Here is a 19,935-nt window from a genome sequence, read left to right as displayed (position 1 = left end):
GTGAAGGGGTTTTTTATGTGTGCGAGGCGGTTTATGGCTTTGCCTTCCTCAAGGTAAATCGCTTCATGACTTGTTCGCGGAGCTTGGTCTCCATAAGCGGTCTTTTTGTGTCGAGTATGGCTCTGTTCAATTTGAGAAAGGCACTCTGTTGAACGAGATTTGCCGATTGCTTTTCCCAGGACCAAAACAAGAAGCCGTTCTTCGTTGCATTGGCGACCAACTCAAGGTTGAAAACGGCTATATGGAGATTTCTACTTGAGTCATAACGGGCAGGAAGGACTTGGAATCGACGTCCTTTAAGGCTCTCGTCGTCCAATGAACGCACCGCGCCAGCGTCGGGTCGCAAGGCGTCGAGGGTGTCAATCATGGCGTTTGCTTGCCGGGAGTCGCTCAGGGTTTGCGCTTTGCGCACCAGAAAATCGGCAACGCTGCCAGAAACATCAAAACGTGTTCGTGTCGTAATGGCTCCTTCATGGAGCGACCAGCCGAGAAACATGAGAGTGCGAACATATTCATCCAGCCAGTGTTGTGAGTTGGCAAAGCGATTGTGGACGAGGTCGGCAGATCGTGTGGCAATGTGCGTACAGTTGGTTAAGTCGTCGAAGTCTTGCAGGGTAAGTTCGCCGACACTTGAAATCAGATTGGGACCCGTCACCACACCGGACGGTAGCGTATTGCTCATAAGTAACTCCTGATAAAAGAAATAGTAATTCCTAGCGAGGGTGTTGCACGGCTGTGCAATTTCCGCAGCTTACAATGGCGAGTGTTGGTGCTGGCTTTGTTATGTGTGTGAAGTTTTCTCTTGGGCGTGGAATCGTTCTTATACATATATGGAATTTAATTGGGGTTTGTTTGTTCGGGTAGAGCACGTTAGATTCGACTTGCCCTCATCAGGGTACTATTAATTAATTGAATGGAATATTAGATATGGATGTTGTTGAGAGTGCTATTAGTGTCGAAAAATGCACTGCTTTAGTGAAGGCGCGTATTAGTCGTCGGCTGTCTGTACAGCCTGCAATTCGTATGCGGTCATTTGCGGCAGCAGACGCTTCGAGCCCGACTAAAGAACTGGATGCCGTCGTGCTGGCCAATGCGCTGGTGGGTTATGGCGATAATATTACGCTCGAAAATATGGCGATCATTGAAAACCTGATCAAGTTTTCGAAGCTGGAGGCAAGTTACGAAGTTCCAGGCGACGACCCTCAGGCGTGGTACCTCGCGTTCCTGAAATGCATGGATGAATCGGGGTGTTTCGTGGCAGATTCCGGTTACACTGTTTATCGGAAGAGTTCCCGCCAATTGACCATGGATAACATCGTTACCGACATCGTCAAGGCCGGTATGGATGCAGCGAAAGCCGCGATTCCGGGTGCTGCTGTACTCAGCGCAGTCGTTAACACGACATTGGATGCCCTCAAGAAGGAACCGCAAGCGATCAACTTGTTCAATCGCGAAGTTACAGGCAGTAGAGGTGTCAGGTTGGCAGTAATGCCATGCGATCAACTTGCCAATGGCATTATCGTGACTTCGTTGGCATCGATCGACAGCGTGGGCGGCAGTAAGGAAACCACGCCTCTATTTTTTAACTGGAAAACTTCGGGGCGCGATATTTTTCGTGGTAGTTCTTTTATTACATTTAACCCGATTCGTTATGCTGCACTCAAGAATGAACTGGAAGAGTACTTGGGGCAGTATTACAAGCCGTTGCTGCAAAACCGGTTCAGTCGCCGCAGGAATGCTCCCAAGTAAATAATCAACGCCATACAAAAATCAGGGCCGAGGGAATTGGATCCTTCGGCCTTGTGCGTTCAGGGAACCAGGTAGCCCTTCACCCCGGTAAAGATGATCTGCGCTGCCAATGCACAGACGAACAACCCCATCAACCGGCTGACGATCTGCAAGCCCTGGTCACCGAGAATACGCTCAATGCGGTTGGACAGATAAAGCACTACACCGACCGTAAAGCTGGCCAGGGCAATACTGAGAATGGCCGTAAGTTTGTCGTCCCAATGAGGCTGACTCACGCCCATCACCAGCAAGGCGCCGATGGTGCCGGGACCGACCGTCAGGGGAATGGTCAGCGGGACGATGGTCACGTCCTGCTGCACGTTGTCGGTCTGCACCGCCGACTTGCCCTGAGCCATGCCCAGCGCCGAGATAAACAACACACTGCCGGCACCGATGCGGAAGGCGTCCACGGTGATGCCAAAGACACTGAAAATCACCCTCCCGAACAGGTACAGCAAGACGCTGGAGACCAGGGTGGCAGTCGCCACTTTCCAGGCCAGGCGACGCTGTTCCTTGCGCGAATAACCGCGGGTCAGACTGATGAAACAGGACAACACGAAGAACGGGCTGTAGAGCACCAGCATCTTCAGGTAAACGCTGAACAACACGTGGAGCATGGTGCAAGCTCACTGGCGAGGGAAGTCGAGGGGGAGTCTATCAGGCGCTGCGGGGTCTGTCGGCTCAGGACGTTTGAGTCGCTGCCCGGATCTGCTGATCACGCTGGGCTACCCAATGCTCGATCAGGTCGCGCAGTTGCGACAGCTCGACCGGTTTGGCCATGTGCCCGTCCATGCCTGCCTGACGTGCGCGCTCTTTGTGCTCGGCGAGGATGTGCGCGGTCAGCGCCACCACGGGGGTGCGAGTCCGCTGGTTGCCAACTTCCCAGGCACGCAATTGCTGAGTCGCGGAGAAGCCGTCGAGGATCGGCATTTCGCAGTCCATCAGGACCAGGTCATAACGCTGGGCTTTCATCGCCTGCAAGGCTTCTTCGCCATTGCTGGCGGTATCCGGTTGCAGGTTGAGCTTGCCTAGCATGCCGCGAATAACTTTGGTCGAGATGCTGTTGTCTTCGGCCACCAGGATGCGGAAGTCGCTTGGCACTTTAACCGGTAAGGTCGGGCCGACGGGCAGGTGATGCGAGATGGAAAGGCCCTTGTTTCGTTGGTTCAGCTCATCGGCCAGCGTCGTCTTGAGGGTATAACCGGCCACCGGTTTGGCGAGGATGCGTTTGATCCCGGAGTTGCGCGCGATGATCTTGCTGGGCGCATTGCTGATACCTGTAAGCATGATCAGCAGGATGTCGTGGTTCAGGCTCGGGTCTTCCTTGATCTTGGCCGCCAGTTGCATGCCGGTCATGCCGGGCATGTTCTGGTCGAGCAGGACCACGTCGAAGTAATCGCGCAAGTGAGCCTTGGTCCGCAGCAGCGCCAGCGCTTCCTTGCCGGACGCTACGGCGCTGACATTCAGGCCCCAGGCGGTGCACTGTTGCACCAGCACTTTGCGGCAGGTGTCGTTATCGTCCACCACCAAAACCCGTGCACCCTGCAAGGGGCCATCAAGGTCAGACGTCGGATGTTCGAGGCGGTCAGGGTCCAGTGGCAAGGTCAGCCACAAGGTGCTGCCCTGATTGGCGCCGCTCTTGATCCCGAACTCCCCGTGCATCAAGCGAATCAACTGACGGGCGATCACCAGCCCCAGGTTGCCGCCCAAACGGGTGGCCGAGAGGAAGTGCTTGCTGTGCAGTTCGGCGTGCATCAATGCGTCGCGCTCTTCGGCGTCCATCGGCTCACCGCTGTCCTGCACGGCAATGCGCAAGCGCGGTTTGACACTGCGCTCATCGAGCGCGACGACGATCAGGATTTCGCCTTCGTCGGTTTTCTTCAGGGCGTTTTCCAGCAGGCTCAGCAGGGTCTGGCGCAGGCGAGTCGGGTCACCGCTGATGACGCGCGGCACTTGCGGCTGGATAAAGCTGATCAGCTCGACGTTCTGTTGTTCGGCCTTGGCGCGGAAGATGCTCAGGCAATCTTCGATCAGTGCGTTGAGGTCGAACTGCACATCGTCCAGTTCGATCTGCCCGGACTCGAGCTTGGAGATGTCGAGAATCTCGTTGATCAGTGTCAGCAGTTCGTTGCCGGCACTGTGGATGGTCTGTACATAGTCGCGCTGCTTGACCGAGAGCGGCGTGCCCAGCAGCAGCTCGGTCATGCCCAGCACGCCATTCATCGGGGTGCGGATTTCGTGGCTGATTTTTGCCAGGAATTCGGCCTTGGCGTTGATCTCTGCATTGCTGGCGGCCAGGTCGCGACTGATGCTGAAACGGTCTTCAGTGATGCTGCGCTGACGTTCGCTCAGCGCAATGCTCATCAACACGCCGCTGATGCAGATTAACCCCAGCAGCGTCATGATCAAGCCTTGCGGTGCGACCAGGGTCAATCCCAGCAGTGCCGGCAACATGATCAGAGTGCCAGTGTTGAACACCACCATCGCCGCGACGAACAGGCGCGCCGGGCGATAACCTTTTTGCCAGTGATAGGCGCTGACGAACAACATGCTCAGACCTGCCAGAGCGACCAGGGCGTAGGTCATGATGTTCAGCGGCAGCGTGTTGACGAATAACAGCAGCAATCCGCAGACCACGATGAACAGAATGTCCCCCAGCAGCAGCTTGTTCAGCGGGTGCGGGCCGAGCGGGGCGAAGAAGCGGTAGGCGAACATCAGGCCGCATGGCGCCGTCAGCAGCAAGGCGAGGTAGGCGCCGGGAGTCTGCACCGCGTGCCAGTTCGGCAACCAGGGCCCTGCCAGATTCAGCAACAGCAACAGGCTGAGCATCAACAATGCTTCGCATCCGGCCAGCCAGAAACTGCTGCGTGAGCGGGTATAGGCGTAGCGGACGAGGCTGTGCAGGATCAGCATCGCGATACAGCCGAACAACAGTCCGTAGATCAGCGTCTGATTCTGATTGGCCGCGGTCATGACCGCCGACTGCAAGGTGACGTAAGGCCTCAACTGATGGTCGGACACCAGTCGCAGGTAAACGTCGAGAGGTTTTTCGTTTTGCGGCAACGGCAACATGAAGTCGCTGCTGGGCAGTGGCCGTTCAGCCTGGGGCTGGCCGGTGCCGGTGTTCACTTGCTCGATCAGCGTGTCGCCGTCCAGCACATACAGATTGAGATGCGACAGGTCGGGCGCGAATACTCGCAGCAACTGTTCATGCTTGCCGGGCGCGAGTCTGAAACGTAGCCATAACGCACCATCGGGTTCGGCGGCGGTGAGGCGGTCGAGTTCAATGGGGCTGAATTGATTGGTGTAGCGAGCGGAACGGATGTCGCTGAGCTGCAGGTCACCCTGTTCGTCGAGCAATACCGCCCAGCCACTGCCTTGCGCGGCCTGGGCCGGGAGCATGCAGAGCAAGGTCAGCAGAGTGACTGTGAATCCTATGGCAATCCTGAGCCAGCGCACGGCGAAATCCCTTCGTAGGTTAATGCCAGAATACAACTATGCGCGGCGCCGGAATAGTCCGGCAAGGGCTCGAAGCCCTTGCCTGGCCGAATGGCGTTCTTATTCCTGATTTTCGCCACGCTCGCGGGCAATGGCACGGTAGCCAATGTCCTTGCGATAGAAACAGCCTTCCCAGTCAATGTTGGCCGCCAGCTTGTAAGCCTGCTGCTGAGCGGCGTCGACGCTGTTACCCATTGCCGTGGCGCAAAGCACCCGACCACCGGCCGTCACCACTTGACCGTCCTTGAGTGCAGTACCGGCGTGGAAGACTTTGCCTTCCAGTGCGGCAGCTGCATCGAGGCCGTTGATGGCAATGCCTTTAGCGTAGTCACCTGGATAGCCGCCAGCCGCCAGCACGATGCCGACGCTCGGACGCGGATCCCATTGTGCTTCGACCTTGTCCAGGGCTTGCGCGAGGGCCGCTTCGACCAGCAACACCAGACTCGACTGCAAACGCAGCATCACCGGTTGGGTCTCAGGGTCGCCGAAACGGCAGTTGAATTCGATGACTTTTGGGTTACCAGCCTTGTCAATCATCAGACCGGCGTACAGGAAGCCCGTGTAAACATTGCCTTCCTCGGCCATGCCGCGCACGGTCGGCCAGATCACCAGGTCCATGACGCGCTTGTGCACGTCAGCAGTCACGACCGGGGCAGGGGAGTAGGCACCCATGCCGCCAGTGTTCGGACCGGTGTCGCCGTCGCCGACACGTTTGTGGTCCTGGCTGGTGGCCATCGGCAGCACATTTTTGCCGTCGACCATGACGATGAAGCTGGCTTCTTCGCCGTCCAGGAACTCTTCGATCACCACGCGCGAACCGGCATCGCCGAATGCGTTACCCGCCAGCATGTCGCGTACGGCGTCTTCGGCTTCGGTCAACGTCATGGCAACGATCACGCCTTTACCGGCGGCCAGGCCATCGGCCTTGATCACGATCGGCGCGCCTTTTTCACGCAAATAAGCCAGGGCAGGCTCGATCTCGGTGAAGTTCTGGTAGTCGGCCGTCGGGATCTTGTGGCGCGCCAGGAAATCCTTGGTGAAGGCTTTCGAGCCTTCCAGCTGAGCAGCGCCAGCGGTTGGACCGAAGCAGTCCAGGCCACGGGAGCGGAACAGATCGACGACGCCGGCGACCAGTGGCACTTCCGGGCCGACGATGGTCAGCGAAACATTCTTCTCGGCGAAATCAGCAAGCTGTTCAAGGGCCAGCACGTCGATAGCGACGTTCTCGCACTTGGCTTCAATGGCGGTGCCGGCGTTGCCCGGGGCAACGAAAACCTTCTGCACGCGCGGATCCTGAGCCACTTTCCAGGCCAGGGCGTGTTCACGGCCACCGCTGCCAATGATCAAAACATTCATTTCAAAAACCTCGGATGACGCTAATTCTGTTGAGCGCCGCAGGGGCGCTTTTCTGTAGGAGTGAGCCTGCTCGCGATGACGGCGTTACAGTCAGAATCAATGTGTCTGAAAGGACGCTATCGCGAGCAGGCTCACTCCTACAGTGGATCGTGTACTTAGTGACGGAAGTGGCGCATGCCGGTGAATACCATCGCGATGCCGGCCTCGTCAGCGGCTGCAATCACTTCGTTATCGCGCATCGAGCCGCCAGGCTGGATCACCGCCGTGACACCGGCCTTGGCCGCATTGTCCAGGCCGTCGCGGAACGGGAAGAACGCGTCGGAAGCCATTACCGAACCCTGCACTTGCAGACCAGCGTGTTCAGCCTTGATCGCAGCAATTCGCGCGGAGTTCACACGGCTCATCTGGCCGGCGCCGACACCGATGGTCTGACGGTTCTTGGCGTAGACGATGGCGTTGGACTTAACGTATTTGGCGACTTTCCAGGCGAAGATCAGGTCGTGGATCTCTTGCTCGGTCGGAGCGCGCTTGGTCACGACTTTCAGGTCGTCAGCGCCGATCATGCCGATGTCGCGGCTCTGCACCAGCAGACCACCGTTGACACGTTTGTAGTCCCAGGCAGCGGCGCGATCAGCCGACCACTCGCCGCAGGCCAGCAGGCGCACGTTGGCTTTGGCAGCGACGATGGCGCGAGCTTCTTCGCTAACGGACGGGGCGATGATCACTTCGACGAACTGACGCTCGACGATGGCCTTCGCGGTTTCAGCATCCAGCTCGCGGTTGAAGGCGATGATGCCGCCAAACGCCGACTCGGTGTCGGTGGCGTAGGCCAGTTCGTAAGCCTGACGGATGCCGCCTTCGGCGTCCGGGCTGACGGCAACGCCGCACGGGTTGGCGTGCTTGACGATCACGCAGGCCGGTTTGACGAAACTCTTCACGCATTCCAGCGCGGCGTCGGTGTCGGCCACGTTGTTGTACGACAGCTCTTTGCCTTGCAGCTGGGTCGCCGTGGCGATGCCGACTTCGGCAGGCTTGGCTTCAACGTAGAACGCCGCGCTCTGGTGCGGGTTCTCGCCGTAGCGCATTTCCTGAGCCTTGACGAACTGGCTGTTGAACGTGCGCGGGAACTCGCTGCGACCGGAGGTAGCGAGGGTGTCAGCCGCCTGGTTCACGGTGCCCATGTAGTTGGCGATCATGCCGTCATAGGCGGCGGTGTGTTCGAAGGCCTTGAGCATCAGGTCGAAACGCTGAGCGTAGGTCAGGCCGCCGACCTTGAGGCTCTCGAGGACGCTGGCGTAGTCGCTGGCATTCACCACGATGGCCACGTCTTTGTGGTTTTTTGCAGCCGAACGGACCATGGTCGGGCCGCCGATATCGATGTTCTCGATCGCGGTCGGCAGGTCGCAGCCTGGCTTGTTGATAGTCGCTTCGAACGGGTACAGGTTGACCGCTACCAGGTCGATCGGCTTGATGCCGTGCTCGTTCATGATGGCGTCGTCGATACCGCGACGACCGAGGATCCCGCCGTGGATTTTCGGGTGCAGGGTTTTTACCCGGCCGTCCATCATTTCTGCGAAACCGGTGTAATCCGCGACTTCCACTGCGGCAACACCGTTGTCGCGCAGCAGCTTGAACGTTCCGCCGGTGGAGAGGATCTCGACGCCCAGGGCTTCAAGCTCTTTGGCGAATTCGAGGATCCCGGTCTTGTCGGAAACGCTGATCAAGGCGCGGCGGATCGGCAGGCGGGTAGTCTGGTCGGTCATCTCAATGTCCATCAAAAGCAAAGGAGTCAGCAAAAAAGGCGACCGTTTTTACGCGGGCGCCTTTCTGGTTTGATTGAATGCTTACAGCAAATCGTACTGCTTGAGTTTCTTGCGCAGCGTGCCTCGGTTCAGCCCGAGCAGCTCGCTGGCCTTGGTCTGGTTGCCCTTGACGTAGTTCATCACGCACTCGAGCAGGGGAGCCTCGACTTCGGAGAGCACCAGGTTGTACACATCCGTGACGGCAGCGCCCTCAAGGTGGGCGAAATAATTGTGCAGCGCCTTCTCGACACTCCCGCGAAGGGTCTGACCTTCTTCGCTTGGCGTATTGAGGTGCTGTTTCAAATTCACGTTGTCGCTCACGGGTGTTGTTCCACTCACTAAAGTCTCGGTCATCATCGTCATGCGGCCACCCCTTCTCCGTCCCCTGTCAGGCTCTTGTAACGTTCGGCGAAAAACTCCCGGACGTTGGCGCATTGTGTTTCCGTACCATCCAAACGATTGAAGTGGGCGCGAAATTCCCTGGCGCCCGGCAAGGTTGCGAGATACCAGCCCACATGCTTCCGAGCAATGCGTACGCCCATGACGTCTCCATAGAAGACATGCAGCGCAGCCAGATGCTCTAGCAGGATGCGTTCCACCTCGATCAGTTCCAGTGCCGGGAGTTTCTCGCCGGTACGCAGAAAATGATCGATCTCACGAAAAATCCACGGCCGCCCCTGGGCGGCCCGGCCTACCAGCAGGCCATCGGCACCGGTCGCATCGAGCACGTACCGGGCTTTCTCTGGCGAATCGATATCGCCATTGGCAAAGACCGGAATCGACACCGCCTGCTTGATCGCGGCAATGGTGTCGTACTCGGCTTCGCCGGTGTACAGATCGGCACGGGTGCGGCCATGAACCGCCAACGCCGTAATGCCTGCCTGCTCGGCGATCTTCGCCACGGTCAGACCATTCTTGTTGTCACGGTCCCAGCCGGTGCGGATCTTCAGGGTCACCGGCACATCAACCGCAGCCACTACGGCCTGCAGGATCTCGGTCACCAGTGCTTCATCCTTCAACAGCGCGGCCCCGGCGGCCTTGTTGCAGACTTTTTTCGCCGGACAGCCCATGTTGATATCAATAATCTGTGCGCCCAGTTCGACGTTGGCCCGGGCTGCATCCGCCAGCATCTGTGCATCACCACCGGCGATCTGTACCGAGCGGGGCTCGGGATCACCTTCGTGGATCATGCGCATCCGCGATTTGCGGGTGTTCCACAAGCTCATGTCGCTGGTGACCATTTCCGAGACTACAAGTCCTGCGCCCAGTCGCTTGCACAGCTGACGAAAGGGTTGGTCTGTGACCCCCGCCATCGGGGCGAGAATCAAGCCGTTGTGCAATGTGTAAGGACCGATGCGTACCGCCGACATAGGACTTCCCTGTTGTGGGGTCGGATCATGAGAGTTCGAAAAAGGGTTGGCATGATACCCGCTCTCGATGACTGGATAAAGGCTGAATTGAACAAAATCTGAACAGTTATTCTGTTATCGCCAGCGGTTTGGTGTGAGCGGCCGAAGTCAGAAATATGCCGTCAAAGCCGTAACACTGAAGCGTTTCACTCGGGCGAATGGAAGCTCAGGCTGTAATTCACCGCTTTGGAACCTGGATCGAGGATATCCAGTGCGATGTGGATCGGCGTTTGCGGAGGCATTTCCGCCATCCCTTCGAGATCGCCGTTGAGGTACTCGCCGGGCTTGAAGCGACGGCTGGCGATCAGGTGGCCGTTGAGGTCGGCAAAACGCAACTCCAGCAGCGGGAAAGGCTGGGAGAAGGGCGCGCGGTTATAGATGATCGCGTCGACCACCAGTGCACCGTTAAAGTCCGGGTGGCTGCGGACCACCAGGTTGCTGCTTTTGATTTTGGCGATGTCGACTTTGGATGGCACGGTGCAGCCGATTTGCGGGCACACTTGCTGGAACCACGGACGGTACTGGTCCTGGCGTGCCAGTTCATCGAAATGGTAGGCGATGTACTGACCGGCGAGCGCGGCGGCGCCGAGCAGGATCAGCAGCAGCCAGAAAAATCGGCGACCCCAGGGTGAACGGCGCTTTTGCCAGTCCAGCTGCAGCGGGTCATCGGTCAGGTCTTGCAGGGCTTCGGCGCGGACAGCCGGCTCACGTTTTTTGCGCTGAGGCTGGATCGAGGGCCGATCGTCGTCGATATCATCGGTCGCCGACAGGCGTTCGTGATGCATCGGTGCGTCGAGCGGGTCGTGCAGTCGCAGCTGTGGCGGCAGATGTTCGTCGTCCGGTTCCACTGGTTCCAGGGACAGCGAAGGTTCGGTGCGCGAATATTTGCTCGGGTCGAGTTCCAGCTCTGGCAAGTCGGCTTCAGTGGTCTGCGCACGATCGGCGGCCGATTCGCTGAACAGACTGTCGGGCCACGGCGCTTCTTCGTGCTCAACGGTATCCCGGCTGGCACTCAGGTTGTCTTCGCGCTGACGGCCGAATTCCGTGGTCGGCTGGATCTCCCGTTGTTCGAGGCGGGCGAGCTCTTCGTCCAGGTCCAGACTGTCCAGATCCAGCTCGGCCGCGGTCCATTGCTTTTGGCTGATGGCTCGCGGCTCCGGCGGTTCGACGATGACCGGGGCATCCGGCGTGAGCGCGTCCTTGCCGGACCGTTGCTCAAGTAGCTGCTTGGCGGCGTTGAACACCTGCAAACACGAGCCACAACGAACCACCCCGCGGGCCACGCTCAATTGAGCATGGCTGACGCGGAAGCTGGTTTGGCAATGCGGGCACTGAGTGACGAAGCTGTCGGTCATGCGGCAATCCGGTTTATGCAGGCGTTCATTCTAGCGCCGACGGCCAGTAATGCGCACCCAGCCATCGCGATTGGCGATCGGGTCCAGGTCGAAGTCCTGGGCGTAGGCTTTGGCGACTTCTTCACCTTGCTCGGCGAGGATGCCCGACAGCGCCAGGCGACCACCGGATTTGACCAGGCTGGACAGTTGCGGCGCCAGCGAAACCAGCGGGCCGGCAAGTATGTTGGCCACCAGTACATCGGCCTGAGCTTGCGGCAGATCTTGCGGCAGGTACAGCGGGAAGAGTGCTTCGGCGATATTGTTGCGACCGGCGTTATCGCGGGAGGCTTCCAGCGCCTGCACGTCGATGTCGGTGCCGACGGCTTCTTTCGCGCCGAGCAGCAGGGCAGCGATCGCCAGAATCCCCGAGCCGCAGCCGAAGTCCAGTACGTTGCAGCCTTTCAGATCCTGGCCGTCGAGCCATTCCAGGCACAGCGCGGTGGTCGGATGGGTGCCGGTGCCGAACGCCAGGCCCGGGTCCAGCAGCAGATTGACCGCGTCAGGCTCGGGAGCTGCGTGCCAGCTCGGCACAATCCACAGGCGCTGGCCGAAACGCATCGGCTGGAAACCGTCCATCCAGCTGCGTTCCCAGTCCTGGTCTTCGATGACTTCGCTGTGATGCTCGGGCAGCGGACTGCCGGTCAGCAACTCAAGGTGGGCCAATACGGTGGCGGCTTCGGTGCCACCTTCGAACAGGGCCAGCAGGTGCGTGTGCGACCACAGCGGCGTGGTGTTGAGTTCCGGCTCGAAGATCGGCTGATCTTCGGCGTCCATGAACGTCACCGATACGGCGCCCACTTCAAGGAAAGCGTCTTCGTAGGTTTCGGCTTGTTCTGGGCTGATGGCGAGGCGGACTTGCAGCCAAGGCATGGCGGGCACCTTTGAAAAATATTGATTGCAGCCTAGCGGGCTGCGAGAAGCGCGCAAGTTTACGCGAGCGCGGGGCAGAAGACGACAGGACCGACATGTGTATGCTTTTCGTAGGAGCATGGCTTGCCCGCGATTCAGGCGACGAGGTCTCTCAGGTAGACCGTATCATCGTTCATCGCGGGCAAGCCTTGCTCCTACAGAAACAACAAAGCCGCTCGAAAGCGGCTTTGTTGGTCGGATCACATTTTAGTGCTGATTCCCTGCGTTATTGGCGGTGAGCCATTGCAGTCCCTTGTTCGTCATACGATAGCGTTGCAGGCGGCTGTTGGGCTGTTCAGGCAGCGTCATTTCAAGCACCCCGGCGGCCATGGCCGGCAGTATGTAAGCTTTACGGAAATGGTCGGCGTTTTTCAGACCCATAGTGGTCTGAAGTTCCAGCCTGCTCATGCTGCCTTCAATGGCCCTCAGCACCGAGGCGACTTCCATGGTGACTTCCATGGTTGTTGCTTCTGCTCTCTGTGACTGAGGGTGCGCTGGAAGCCGTACGACATACGAAATCCGATCATCGTCGGTTTCAAATAGCGGCGCAGGTGAGCCATTGATCGCCATGACCTTGAGAATTTTCGGGATGCCTGTCGAGCGGCCTTCGGTCAGACTCAGTTCTTTCAGGAACTCACCAATTCGCCGGTTACGGTAGCGGCGGCTCACGGCGCGGCCTATTCGCAGGTCCTCCATTCGAATCGAGCGGTCTGGCCCCGGGAAGCTCAGAATCACCAATTCTTCCTGGCTGATACGGACTTCAATCGGTTCGCGTTCTTCATAGGACCGGTGATAAACGGCATTGACCAAGGCCTCTTCAATAGCTGCGAAGGGGAAGTTCCAGATCCGCGTAGCTTCGGCGCGGTCTGCATGCTTGATCACTGTTTCCTGCAGGTAATTGCGCTGGATATAAGCCAGTGATTCGCGGGTTATGGTTGCCAGTGGCCCCTTGAAGATCTTTTCGTCAAAGCGATCACCGCCAGCACCCTCCGGAAACCACAGCACATCAATCTGTGTGCCGGGGAAGAATCGCTCTGGGGCTGGACTAAAGAACATCAGGCCTGCATTTTTAGGCCATGGCGATTCGGCCGGGCCGCCCACGACGTTCATTTGTCGCCCTAGCGCTTCGGTAGACAGAACCGCTGCATCCTCGGCCAAGGCACTGCCCACTTCTTGCAGAAAGCTTTGCATTAAAGGTTTGGACAAATCGCTGACCCGAGCGCCCAGATTGAAGCGATCATCAAAAGGCACCTTGGCAGTAAGGCTCAAGAGTTCCTGTTCGGTTTCGCCCTTGGCTTCCACCGTGCTGCTGTAGCGACGGATGTAGTAGTGCAAGCTTCTGTGTTTGGCTGTCACTGCGGCCGGAGCTTTATAGGGGCGGTTTTGCCCGCCGGGCGCCCATAGCACGATTAACTTGCGACCTTCGACCTCTTCCATGCTCAACACTGGAAAGTAAGCAGGCTGAATTGTTTGGCAAGCCGCCAGCAGTTCGAGCTGGATCTTGTCGAGCATCTGATCGGAAAGTCCCTGAGCAGAAACAACAAAGCCGCTCGAAAGCGGCTTTGTTGGTATGGATCACAGCTTAATGCTTTTCGCCAGCCAGCTTGTGTTCCAGGTAGTGGATGTTGATTCCACCTTTGCAGAAGCCTTCATCGCGGACCAGGTCGCGGTGCAGCGGGATGTTGGTCTTGATCCCGTCGACAACGATTTCGTCCAGCGCATTGCGCATGCGCGCCAGGGCTTCGTCACGGGTTGCGCCGTAGGTGATCAGCTTGCCGATCAACGAATCGTAGTTCGGCGGAACGGCATAGCCACTGTACAGGTGCGAATCGACGCGAACGCCGTTGCCGCCTGGTGCGTGGAAATGCTTGACCGTGCCTGGGCTCGGCATGAAGGTTTTCGGGTCTTCGGCGTTGATCCGGCATTCCAGCGCGTGACCGCGGATGACCACGTCATCCTGAGTGAACGACAACTTGTTGCCAGCGGCGATGCTGAGCATCTCCTTGACGATGTCGATGCCGGTGACCATTTCCGAAACCGGGTGCTCAACCTGAACGCGGGTGTTCATTTCGATGAAATAGAACGCGCCGTTCTCGTACAGGAATTCGAAAGTACCCGCGCCACGGTAGTTGATGTCGATGCACGCCTTGACGCAGCGTGCGAGGACTTCAGCCCGTGCCTTCTCGTCGATGCCCGGTGCCGGCGCTTCTTCGAGAACCTTCTGGTGGCGGCGTTGCAGCGAGCAGTCGCGGTCGCCCAGATGGATGGCGTGGCCCTGGCCGTCGGAAAGTACCTGAACTTCCACGTGACGTGGGTTGGTCAGGAATTTTTCCAGATAGACCATCGGGTTGCCGAACGCCGCGCCTGCTTCGGTGCGGGTCAGCTTGGCGAAGGAGATCAGGTCTTCTTCTTTATGCACAACGCGCATGCCGCGACCACCACCGCCGCCAGCGGCTTTGATGATCACCGGGTAACCGACTTCGCGACCGATGCGCAGAGCGGTTTCTTCGTCTTCAGGCAACGGGCCGTCGGAACCCGGAACGGTTGGAACGCCCGCTGCGATCATGGCGTGCTTGGCCGATACCTTGTCGCCCATCAGGCGAATGGTGTCGGCTTTCGGGCCGATGAAGGCGAAGCCGGAGTTTTCGACCTGTTCGGCGAAATCAGCGTTTTCCGCAAGGAAACCGTAGCCTGGGTGAATGGCGGTAGCGCCGGTCACTTCAGCCGCGGCGATGATTGCCGGGATGTGCAGATAAGAGTGCGCGGCCGAGGCCGGGCCGATGCAGACGGATTCGTCTGCCAGACCCAGGTGCATCAGTTCTTTGTCAGCCTTGGAGTAAACGGCGACAGTCTTGATGCCCATCTCTTTGCAGGCACGCAGGATCCGCAGGGCGATCTCACCGCGGTTGGCGATCAGAACTTTTTCCAACTTCGCAGTCATCAAAGTCTCTCCGCGGTTCAAACGATGGTGAACAGCGGTTGGTCGTACTCAACCGGCTGGCCGTCTTCGACGAGGATAGATTCGATCACACCGCTGGATTCAGCTTCGATGTGGTTCATCATCTTCATGGCTTCGACGATGCACAGGGTGTCGCCTTTCTTCACGGTCTGGCCGACTTCAACGAAGGACGGCGAGGCTGGCGAAGACTTGCGATAGAAGGTACCGACCATAGGCGAACGGGCAACGTTGCCGTTCAGAACTGGCGCGGCCGGAGCAGCAGGAGCCGCAGCGGCAACCGGGGCAGCAGCAACAGGCGCAGGCGCCGGAGCATGCATTGGAGCCGGTGCGTAGTACTGCTGAGCCGGGGTCTTGCTGTGACGGCTGATGCGTACGGACTCTTCGCCTTCCTTGATCTCGAGCTCGTCGATGCCGGACTCTTCCAGCAGTTCGATCAGTTTCTTAACTTTACGGATATCCATGAATCATCAACTCCCAAGGGTCGGTCAGGGGCGTTACGCTTGTTGTTCAAGCTGTTGCCGGTCTTTCAAGCTGTTCTAGGGCAGCCTCCAGGGCCAGTCGATAACCGCTGGCGCCAAGGCCGCAGATCACTCCCACCGCTACGTCGGAGAAGTAAGAGTGATGGCGGAAAGGTTCGCGTTTGTGCACGTTAGACAAATGCACTTCGATGAATGGGATGCTCACCGCCAGCAGCGCGTCACGTAATGCGACACTTGTGTGCGTAAAAGCTGCTGGGTTGATCAGAATGAAGTCCACACCTTCGCTGCGGGCAGCGTGGATACGGTCGATCAACTCGTACTCGGCGTTGCTTTGCAGGTGCAGCAAATGGTGGCCGGCTTCACGGGCACGGCGTTCCAGGTCCTGGTTGATCTGCGCCAGTGTCGTAGCGCCATAGGTGCCCGGTTCACGGGTGCCGAGCATGTTCAGGTTGGGTCCGTGCAGAACCAGTAGCGTCGCCATCTGCTGTTCCTTGTTATCTGTGTGCAATTGTCAGAACCCGGCGACTATGCCGCAAAGCCTTTGTGACTGTCCAGTTCTATGCAATAGCCAGCACGATGGCCGATGTTTGCGCGAAATATGTGACCGGGTTATTAAATCCGGTCATTTGCTTTCGCAACACGTTCGGCGAAGTCGGTGGCGTTGATCTCGCCGATCACTCGCATATCGGCGTGTTCGACGCCGTCCTTGCCGAAAAGCATCAGCGCTGGCGGGCCGAACAGTTTGTAGCGGTCGAGCAGGGCGCGTTGCTCGGTGTTGCTGGCGGTGATGTCGAAGCGGATCAGTCGATAGCCTTTGAGGCGTTCGACGACCGTGGCGTCGTTGAGCACTTTATGTTCGATGACTTTGCAACTGATGCACCAGTCGGCGTACCAGTCGAGCAGCAGCGGGGTGCCTGAAGATTTGGCTTCGGCGAGGACGCGGTCCAGGTCTGCCGGGGCGCTGATGGTTTGCCAGGCGCTGGTGTTTCGCGGTTGCTCGTTGCCGGCAACCGAGCGCGGCTGGCCAATCGGATTGAACGGGTCGGTCTGGCCGCTGAACGCTCCATACCAACACGCCAGCGCATAAAACAGCAGGAACATCCCCAGCAATTGGGCCAGGCGTTTTCTCGGCGGTTTGTAGACGAACTCCAGCGCACCCATGAACAACCCGGCGCCACCGGCCAGCAAGCCGATCAGCAGCAACGTGATCTGGCCCGGCAGTACTCGACTGAGCAGGCCGATCGCCAACCCCAGCAACAAAACGCCAATCGCGTTTTTCACATAGATCAGCCAGGGGCCGCTTTTCGGCAGCCAGGCGGCACCACCGGTGGCGACCAGCAACAGCGGGGCGCCCATGCCCAGGCCGAGCATGAACAATTTCAGGCCGCCGCCCACTGCATCGCCGCTGGCGCTGATGTACAGCAGCGCGCCGGCCAGCGGTGCCGAGACGCAGGGCGACACCAGCAGGCTGGAAACCACGCCCAGCACAGCGGCGCCCCACAACGAACCGCCTTCGGTGCGACCGGCGATCCGATCCAGCCGACTGCTGATAGCGTGAGGCAACTTGAGTTCGAAGACACCAAACATCGCCAAGGCAAACAGCGCAAAAAACATCGCGAACGGCACCAGCACCCACGCCGATTGCAGCCGCGCCTGAAGATTGAGCTGTGCGCCGAACATCCCCATCAATGCCCCGAGCAGGGCGAAGCAGATGGCCATTGGCAGGACATAAGCGAGGGACAGATTGAAGCCGCGAAAACCGCCCACCTGACCGCGCAACACTACGCCGGACAGGATCGGCAGCATCGGCAGCACGCACGGTGTGAACGTCAGGCCTACGCCTGCGAGGAAGAACAGCGCCAGTTCGCGCCAGCTCCAGGCCGGGGGCGCGCCAGTGCTGCTATCAATACTCAGGCGCTCGGTTTCGGGGGGATAGCACAAGCCTTTGTCGGCGCAACCCTGATACGTAACCACAAGGGTGAAGGCGCGTTGATCGGTGCGCGGCAGCTCTATATCGAGAATGCCGTGGTAGACCTCGACATCACCGAAATACTCATCGTGTTTCTGTTCGCCCTTGGGCAATTGCGCGGCGCCCAGGCCTGCATCGGCCGGATCGGCGCGAAACTGAAAGCGGTGCCGGTAGAGGTAGTAGCCCTCGGTGGCGACGAAACGCAGCTTGATCGATAGCGGTGTGCTTTCGACCAGGCTCAGTTGGAAGGCTTCGCGTACTGGCAGAAAGTCGGCGCTGTTGTTGATCGAGCCCAACGTCGAACTGGGCCGACTGTCCAGCAAACCGGCGGCGGTGGCCGGCAGGGCGAGCACTAAAAACAACAGGCAGAGCAAACGGCGCATGACAATCTCGCGTATCGAAAGTGAGGGCATGATAGCGGACAGTCGCGGGGTGTGCAGGGCGGGGAGTCTTGTGGTGATTGCAATGACGCTTTCGCGAGCAGGCTCGCTCCGACAATGGAATGCATACCCCTGTGGGAGCGAGCCTGCTCGCGAAGGCGATCTTTCAGACTCGGAAAGCCTGGACGGCTGTATGCAAGCGCCCACCCAGCACCAACAAATTCTCCCCCTGCACGCGTCCCTCGCCGATGCGCAGCAAGTTATCCCCACCCAATTGGTGAATCCGCTCACTGTGATCGCGGATCTCGCTGACGGCGCCGCTCTGCTGGGCGGTGACATCGGCGATGCGCACGGCGGTGTCGGAAATGGTCTGGATCGCGCCGACGATTTTATCCAGCGCACCGTCGGCGGCCTGGGCCTGATTGGCAGTGGCTTCGGCGTGTTCGACCTGGGCGCGCATGCCTTCCACCGATTGTCGCGCCGCGGTTTGCAAACCGGCGATCAATGTCTGGATCTCTGCTGTGGCGCCAGCGGTGCGTTGTGCCAGTGAACGAACTTCTTCGGCCACCACCGCAAACCCTCGACCCATTTCCCCGGCACGGGCCGCTTCGATGGCGGCGTTCAGAGCCAGCAGGTTGGTCTGGTCGGCAATCGAGCGGATGACTGTCAGCACGCCGCCAATGGTTGCCGACTCCTCGGCCAAGTGTTCGATCATCTGCGCGTTGCCTTGCACTTCACCGACCAGCGCGTGCAGCCCGGTGAGGCTCAAACCGATGACTTTCTGGCCATGCTCCACCGCCAGCCCGGCATGGCGGCTGGCGTCGGCCGCCTGGCTGGCATCGCCGGCAACCTGTTGAATGGTCGCTTCCAGCTCGCCGAGAGAATCACGGATCAGCGCCGTGTCGCCGGCCTGATGTTCGGCGCCGCTGTGCAGGTCATTGCTCAGCTCGGCCAGCGTTCGGCTGCTGCCGGCGACCTGTTCTGCGTTGAGGCGAATGGTCCCGACCAGGTCGACCAGATAGGCGCGCAAGCGATTGAGCGACGCTTGAATGTCATGCAGTTCACGATTGGTTTTACCCAGTTGAATGTCCTGGCTGAAGTCGCCCTCGGCCCAGGTCGAAAGGGCTGGGGCGAGGTTGGTCAGCGTCCGGGCCAGTTGCCGTTGCAAGGTGTCGATCAGCAACGCAATCAGCAGAATCAGGCCGATCATCACGCCTTGCATCAGCCGCACTTCGCCCTGGATCTGCCCGTGCTGGGCGCGAACCACCGGCTCCAGCCCGGCAATGGCCTGCTGCACGGCGGCGATTTTCAGGTGAGTGGCGGCGCTGAGGTCGGTGCGTTTCTGGATCTGCTCCCGAGTGCGCGCCAGTTCGGCCGGGTAGCGAGTGAGGAGGCTGTTGAGTTCGCGCTTGAGGCCGACACCCGCATCTTCGGCAACCGCTTTTTCGGTGTTCTCCAAGCCCATCATCGCGGCGAAATCATCGGTGCCGGATTCGCTGCTGCTGGCTACCCCGAGCAGCGGCAACGCACCCAGCAACTCAGCCTGAGTGCGGATGTTGGCGACTTCACGCTCGACATCGGCGGCCAATTCGCTGCGGCCGCTGCTGACCAGTTTGCCCCGGGCCAGAGACAACTTGCCCAAGTGCTGGGAGGCGGCGAGCAATGGCGTCAGATACGCCGCGTTAGCGCTGGCGTATTGGCTGAGCTGATCTAGGCTGGCACCGAGCTCGCGTTCGGCCTGAAGCAGCAGCGCTTGCGGATCGCCCGCGAGTTTACCGGCCGCCAGCAGGTCGGTTTTGCTGAATTCTTCGAGGTTCGACAGGCTCGGGCGCAAGGTGTCGGCCAAGGCCGGCGGCAACTCACCGAGCTCCTTTTGCACGCCGTCGATGGCCTGGCTGGCACTGCTCAGGCGCAGGGCATCGCCGCTGGCGAGGTAGTCGTCGATGTTGCGCGCGACTTCATTTTGAAATTGCTGGGACAAGCCCAGGTAAC

General features: G+C 59.3%; 16 protein-coding genes. 1 reads left to right on the top strand and 15 read right to left on the bottom strand.

Annotated elements, in window-relative coordinates; all coding sequences use genetic code 11:
• Positions 1 to 31: 31 nt before the first annotated feature.
• A complete protein-coding gene (locus tag ACYZUA_RS28605; protein ID WP_461961508.1) occupies positions 32 to 682 on the bottom strand; it encodes a hypothetical protein in 651 nt (216 codons plus the stop codon).
• Positions 683 to 927: 245 nt separating this feature from the next.
• Here ACYZUA_RS28605 and ACYZUA_RS28600 point away from each other — a divergent pair, with 245 nt between their 5' ends.
• Positions 928 to 1,749 (top strand): hypothetical protein, encoded by an 822-nt coding sequence (locus ACYZUA_RS28600; RefSeq protein ID WP_461961507.1) that lies wholly within the window; start codon positions 928 to 930, stop codon positions 1,747 to 1,749.
• Positions 1,750 to 1,808: 59 nt separating this feature from the next.
• On the opposite strand, the gene ACYZUA_RS28595 is transcribed toward ACYZUA_RS28600, so the two are convergent.
• The 14 genes from ACYZUA_RS28595 to ACYZUA_RS28530 all read right to left on the bottom strand — a co-directional run bounded on the left by ACYZUA_RS28595 (position 1,809) and on the right by ACYZUA_RS28530 (position 19,153).
• The gene (locus tag ACYZUA_RS28595; RefSeq protein WP_007937197.1) at positions 1,809 to 2,405 is read right to left on the bottom strand and encodes a MarC family protein; all 597 of its coding nucleotides are present in this window, start codon (positions 2,403 to 2,405) and stop codon (positions 1,809 to 1,811) included.
• 64 nt (positions 2,406 to 2,469) lie between these two features.
• Positions 2,470 to 5,247, bottom strand: a complete 2,778-nt coding sequence (locus tag ACYZUA_RS28590) for a hybrid sensor histidine kinase/response regulator (RefSeq protein ID WP_461961506.1) — start codon at positions 5,245 to 5,247, stop codon at positions 2,470 to 2,472.
• Positions 5,248 to 5,346: 99 nt separating this feature from the next.
• Complete coding sequence (gene purD / locus ACYZUA_RS28585) at positions 5,347 to 6,642, bottom strand: phosphoribosylamine--glycine ligase (RefSeq protein WP_461961505.1); 1,296 nt, start codon at positions 6,640 to 6,642, stop codon at positions 5,347 to 5,349.
• A gap of 155 nt (positions 6,643 to 6,797) precedes the next feature.
• A complete protein-coding gene (gene purH, locus ACYZUA_RS28580) occupies positions 6,798 to 8,405 on the bottom strand; it encodes a bifunctional phosphoribosylaminoimidazolecarboxamide formyltransferase/IMP cyclohydrolase (protein WP_461961504.1) in 1,608 nt (535 codons plus the stop codon).
• 81 nt (positions 8,406 to 8,486) lie between these two features.
• Complete coding sequence (fis, locus tag ACYZUA_RS28575; protein WP_007907419.1) at positions 8,487 to 8,807, bottom strand: DNA-binding transcriptional regulator Fis; 321 nt, start codon at positions 8,805 to 8,807, stop codon at positions 8,487 to 8,489.
• Positions 8,804 to 9,814 carry a tRNA dihydrouridine synthase DusB gene (gene dusB, locus ACYZUA_RS28570; RefSeq protein ID WP_461961503.1) on the bottom strand — a complete coding sequence of 337 codons (1,011 nt, stop codon included), beginning with the start codon at positions 9,812 to 9,814 and terminating at the stop codon, positions 8,804 to 8,806. Before dusB ends, fis begins: the two co-directional genes overlap by 4 nt.
• Before the next feature lie 185 nt (positions 9,815 to 9,999).
• Positions 10,000 to 11,208 (bottom strand): DUF3426 domain-containing protein, encoded by a 1,209-nt coding sequence (locus ACYZUA_RS28565; protein ID WP_461961502.1) that lies wholly within the window; start codon positions 11,206 to 11,208, stop codon positions 10,000 to 10,002.
• A 30-nt stretch (positions 11,209 to 11,238) separates the two neighbouring features.
• The gene (prmA, locus tag ACYZUA_RS28560; RefSeq protein ID WP_461961501.1) at positions 11,239 to 12,117 is read right to left on the bottom strand and encodes a 50S ribosomal protein L11 methyltransferase; all 879 of its coding nucleotides are present in this window, start codon (positions 12,115 to 12,117) and stop codon (positions 11,239 to 11,241) included.
• 246 nt (positions 12,118 to 12,363) lie between these two features.
• Positions 12,364 to 13,668 (bottom strand): Fic family protein, encoded by a 1,305-nt coding sequence (locus ACYZUA_RS28555; RefSeq protein WP_461961500.1) that lies wholly within the window; start codon positions 13,666 to 13,668, stop codon positions 12,364 to 12,366.
• 70 nt (positions 13,669 to 13,738) lie between these two features.
• A complete protein-coding gene (gene accC, locus ACYZUA_RS28550; RefSeq protein ID WP_283189788.1) occupies positions 13,739 to 15,097 on the bottom strand; it encodes an acetyl-CoA carboxylase biotin carboxylase subunit in 1,359 nt (452 codons plus the stop codon).
• A gap of 17 nt (positions 15,098 to 15,114) precedes the next feature.
• Entirely contained in the window at positions 15,115 to 15,576 is a 462-nt protein-coding gene (gene accB, locus ACYZUA_RS28545; protein WP_046044753.1) for an acetyl-CoA carboxylase biotin carboxyl carrier protein, read from the bottom strand.
• Positions 15,577 to 15,622: 46 nt separating this feature from the next.
• On the bottom strand, positions 15,623 to 16,075 hold the full coding sequence (gene aroQ / locus ACYZUA_RS28540) for a type II 3-dehydroquinate dehydratase (RefSeq protein WP_033059577.1): 453 nt from the start codon (positions 16,073 to 16,075) through the stop codon (positions 15,623 to 15,625).
• Positions 16,076 to 16,206: 131 nt separating this feature from the next.
• Positions 16,207 to 17,946: a protein-disulfide reductase DsbD gene (locus ACYZUA_RS28535; protein WP_461961499.1), complete on the bottom strand. Its 1,740-nt coding sequence runs from the start codon at positions 17,944 to 17,946 to the stop codon at positions 16,207 to 16,209.
• Positions 17,947 to 18,109: 163 nt separating this feature from the next.
• Complete coding sequence (locus ACYZUA_RS28530) at positions 18,110 to 19,153, bottom strand: methyl-accepting chemotaxis protein (RefSeq protein ID WP_461964152.1); 1,044 nt, start codon at positions 19,151 to 19,153, stop codon at positions 18,110 to 18,112.
• Positions 19,154 to 19,935 lie beyond the last annotated feature (782 nt).

The sequence above is a fragment of the Pseudomonas sp. LS2P72 genome, from assembly GCF_054897865.1.
Note: the sequence above shows the minus strand (reverse complement) of the source record. Positions and strands in the feature narration are given on the sequence as shown.

Excerpts from the sequence above, each read along its gene's own strand:
- prmA (WP_461961501.1), bottom strand. The coding sequence starts at position 12,117 with ATGCCTTGGCTGCAAGTCCGCCTCGCCATCAGCCCAGAACAAGCCGAA.
- accB (WP_046044753.1), bottom strand. The coding sequence starts at position 15,576 with ATGGATATCCGTAAAGTTAAGAAACTGATCGAACTGCTGGAAGAGTCC.
- fis (WP_007907419.1), bottom strand. The coding sequence starts at position 8,807 with ATGACGATGATGACCGAGACTTTAGTGAGTGGAACAACACCCGTGAGC.
- ACYZUA_RS28595 (WP_007937197.1), bottom strand. The coding sequence starts at position 2,405 with ATGCTCCACGTGTTGTTCAGCGTTTACCTGAAGATGCTGGTGCTCTAC.
- ACYZUA_RS28555 (WP_461961500.1), bottom strand. The coding sequence starts at position 13,668 with ATGCTCGACAAGATCCAGCTCGAACTGCTGGCGGCTTGCCAAACAATT.
- ACYZUA_RS28565 (WP_461961502.1), bottom strand. The coding sequence starts at position 11,208 with ATGACCGACAGCTTCGTCACTCAGTGCCCGCATTGCCAAACCAGCTTC.
- ACYZUA_RS28535 (WP_461961499.1), bottom strand. The coding sequence starts at position 17,946 with ATGCGCCGTTTGCTCTGCCTGTTGTTTTTAGTGCTCGCCCTGCCGGCC.
- aroQ (WP_033059577.1), bottom strand. The coding sequence starts at position 16,075 with ATGGCGACGCTACTGGTTCTGCACGGACCCAACCTGAACATGCTCGGC.
- purH (WP_461961504.1), bottom strand. The coding sequence starts at position 8,405 with ATGACCGACCAGACTACCCGCCTGCCGATCCGCCGCGCCTTGATCAGC.
- ACYZUA_RS28605 (WP_461961508.1), bottom strand. The coding sequence starts at position 682 with ATGAGCAATACGCTACCGTCCGGTGTGGTGACGGGTCCCAATCTGATT.
- dusB (WP_461961503.1), bottom strand. The coding sequence starts at position 9,814 with ATGTCGGCGGTACGCATCGGTCCTTACACATTGCACAACGGCTTGATT.
- ACYZUA_RS28600 (WP_461961507.1), top strand. The coding sequence starts at position 928 with ATGGATGTTGTTGAGAGTGCTATTAGTGTCGAAAAATGCACTGCTTTA.
- ACYZUA_RS28530 (WP_461964152.1), bottom strand. The coding sequence starts at position 19,153 with ATGATCGGCCTGATTCTGCTGATTGCGTTGCTGATCGACACCTTGCAA.
- accC (WP_283189788.1), bottom strand. The coding sequence starts at position 15,097 with ATGACTGCGAAGTTGGAAAAAGTTCTGATCGCCAACCGCGGTGAGATC.
- purD (WP_461961505.1), bottom strand. The coding sequence starts at position 6,642 with ATGAATGTTTTGATCATTGGCAGCGGTGGCCGTGAACACGCCCTGGCC.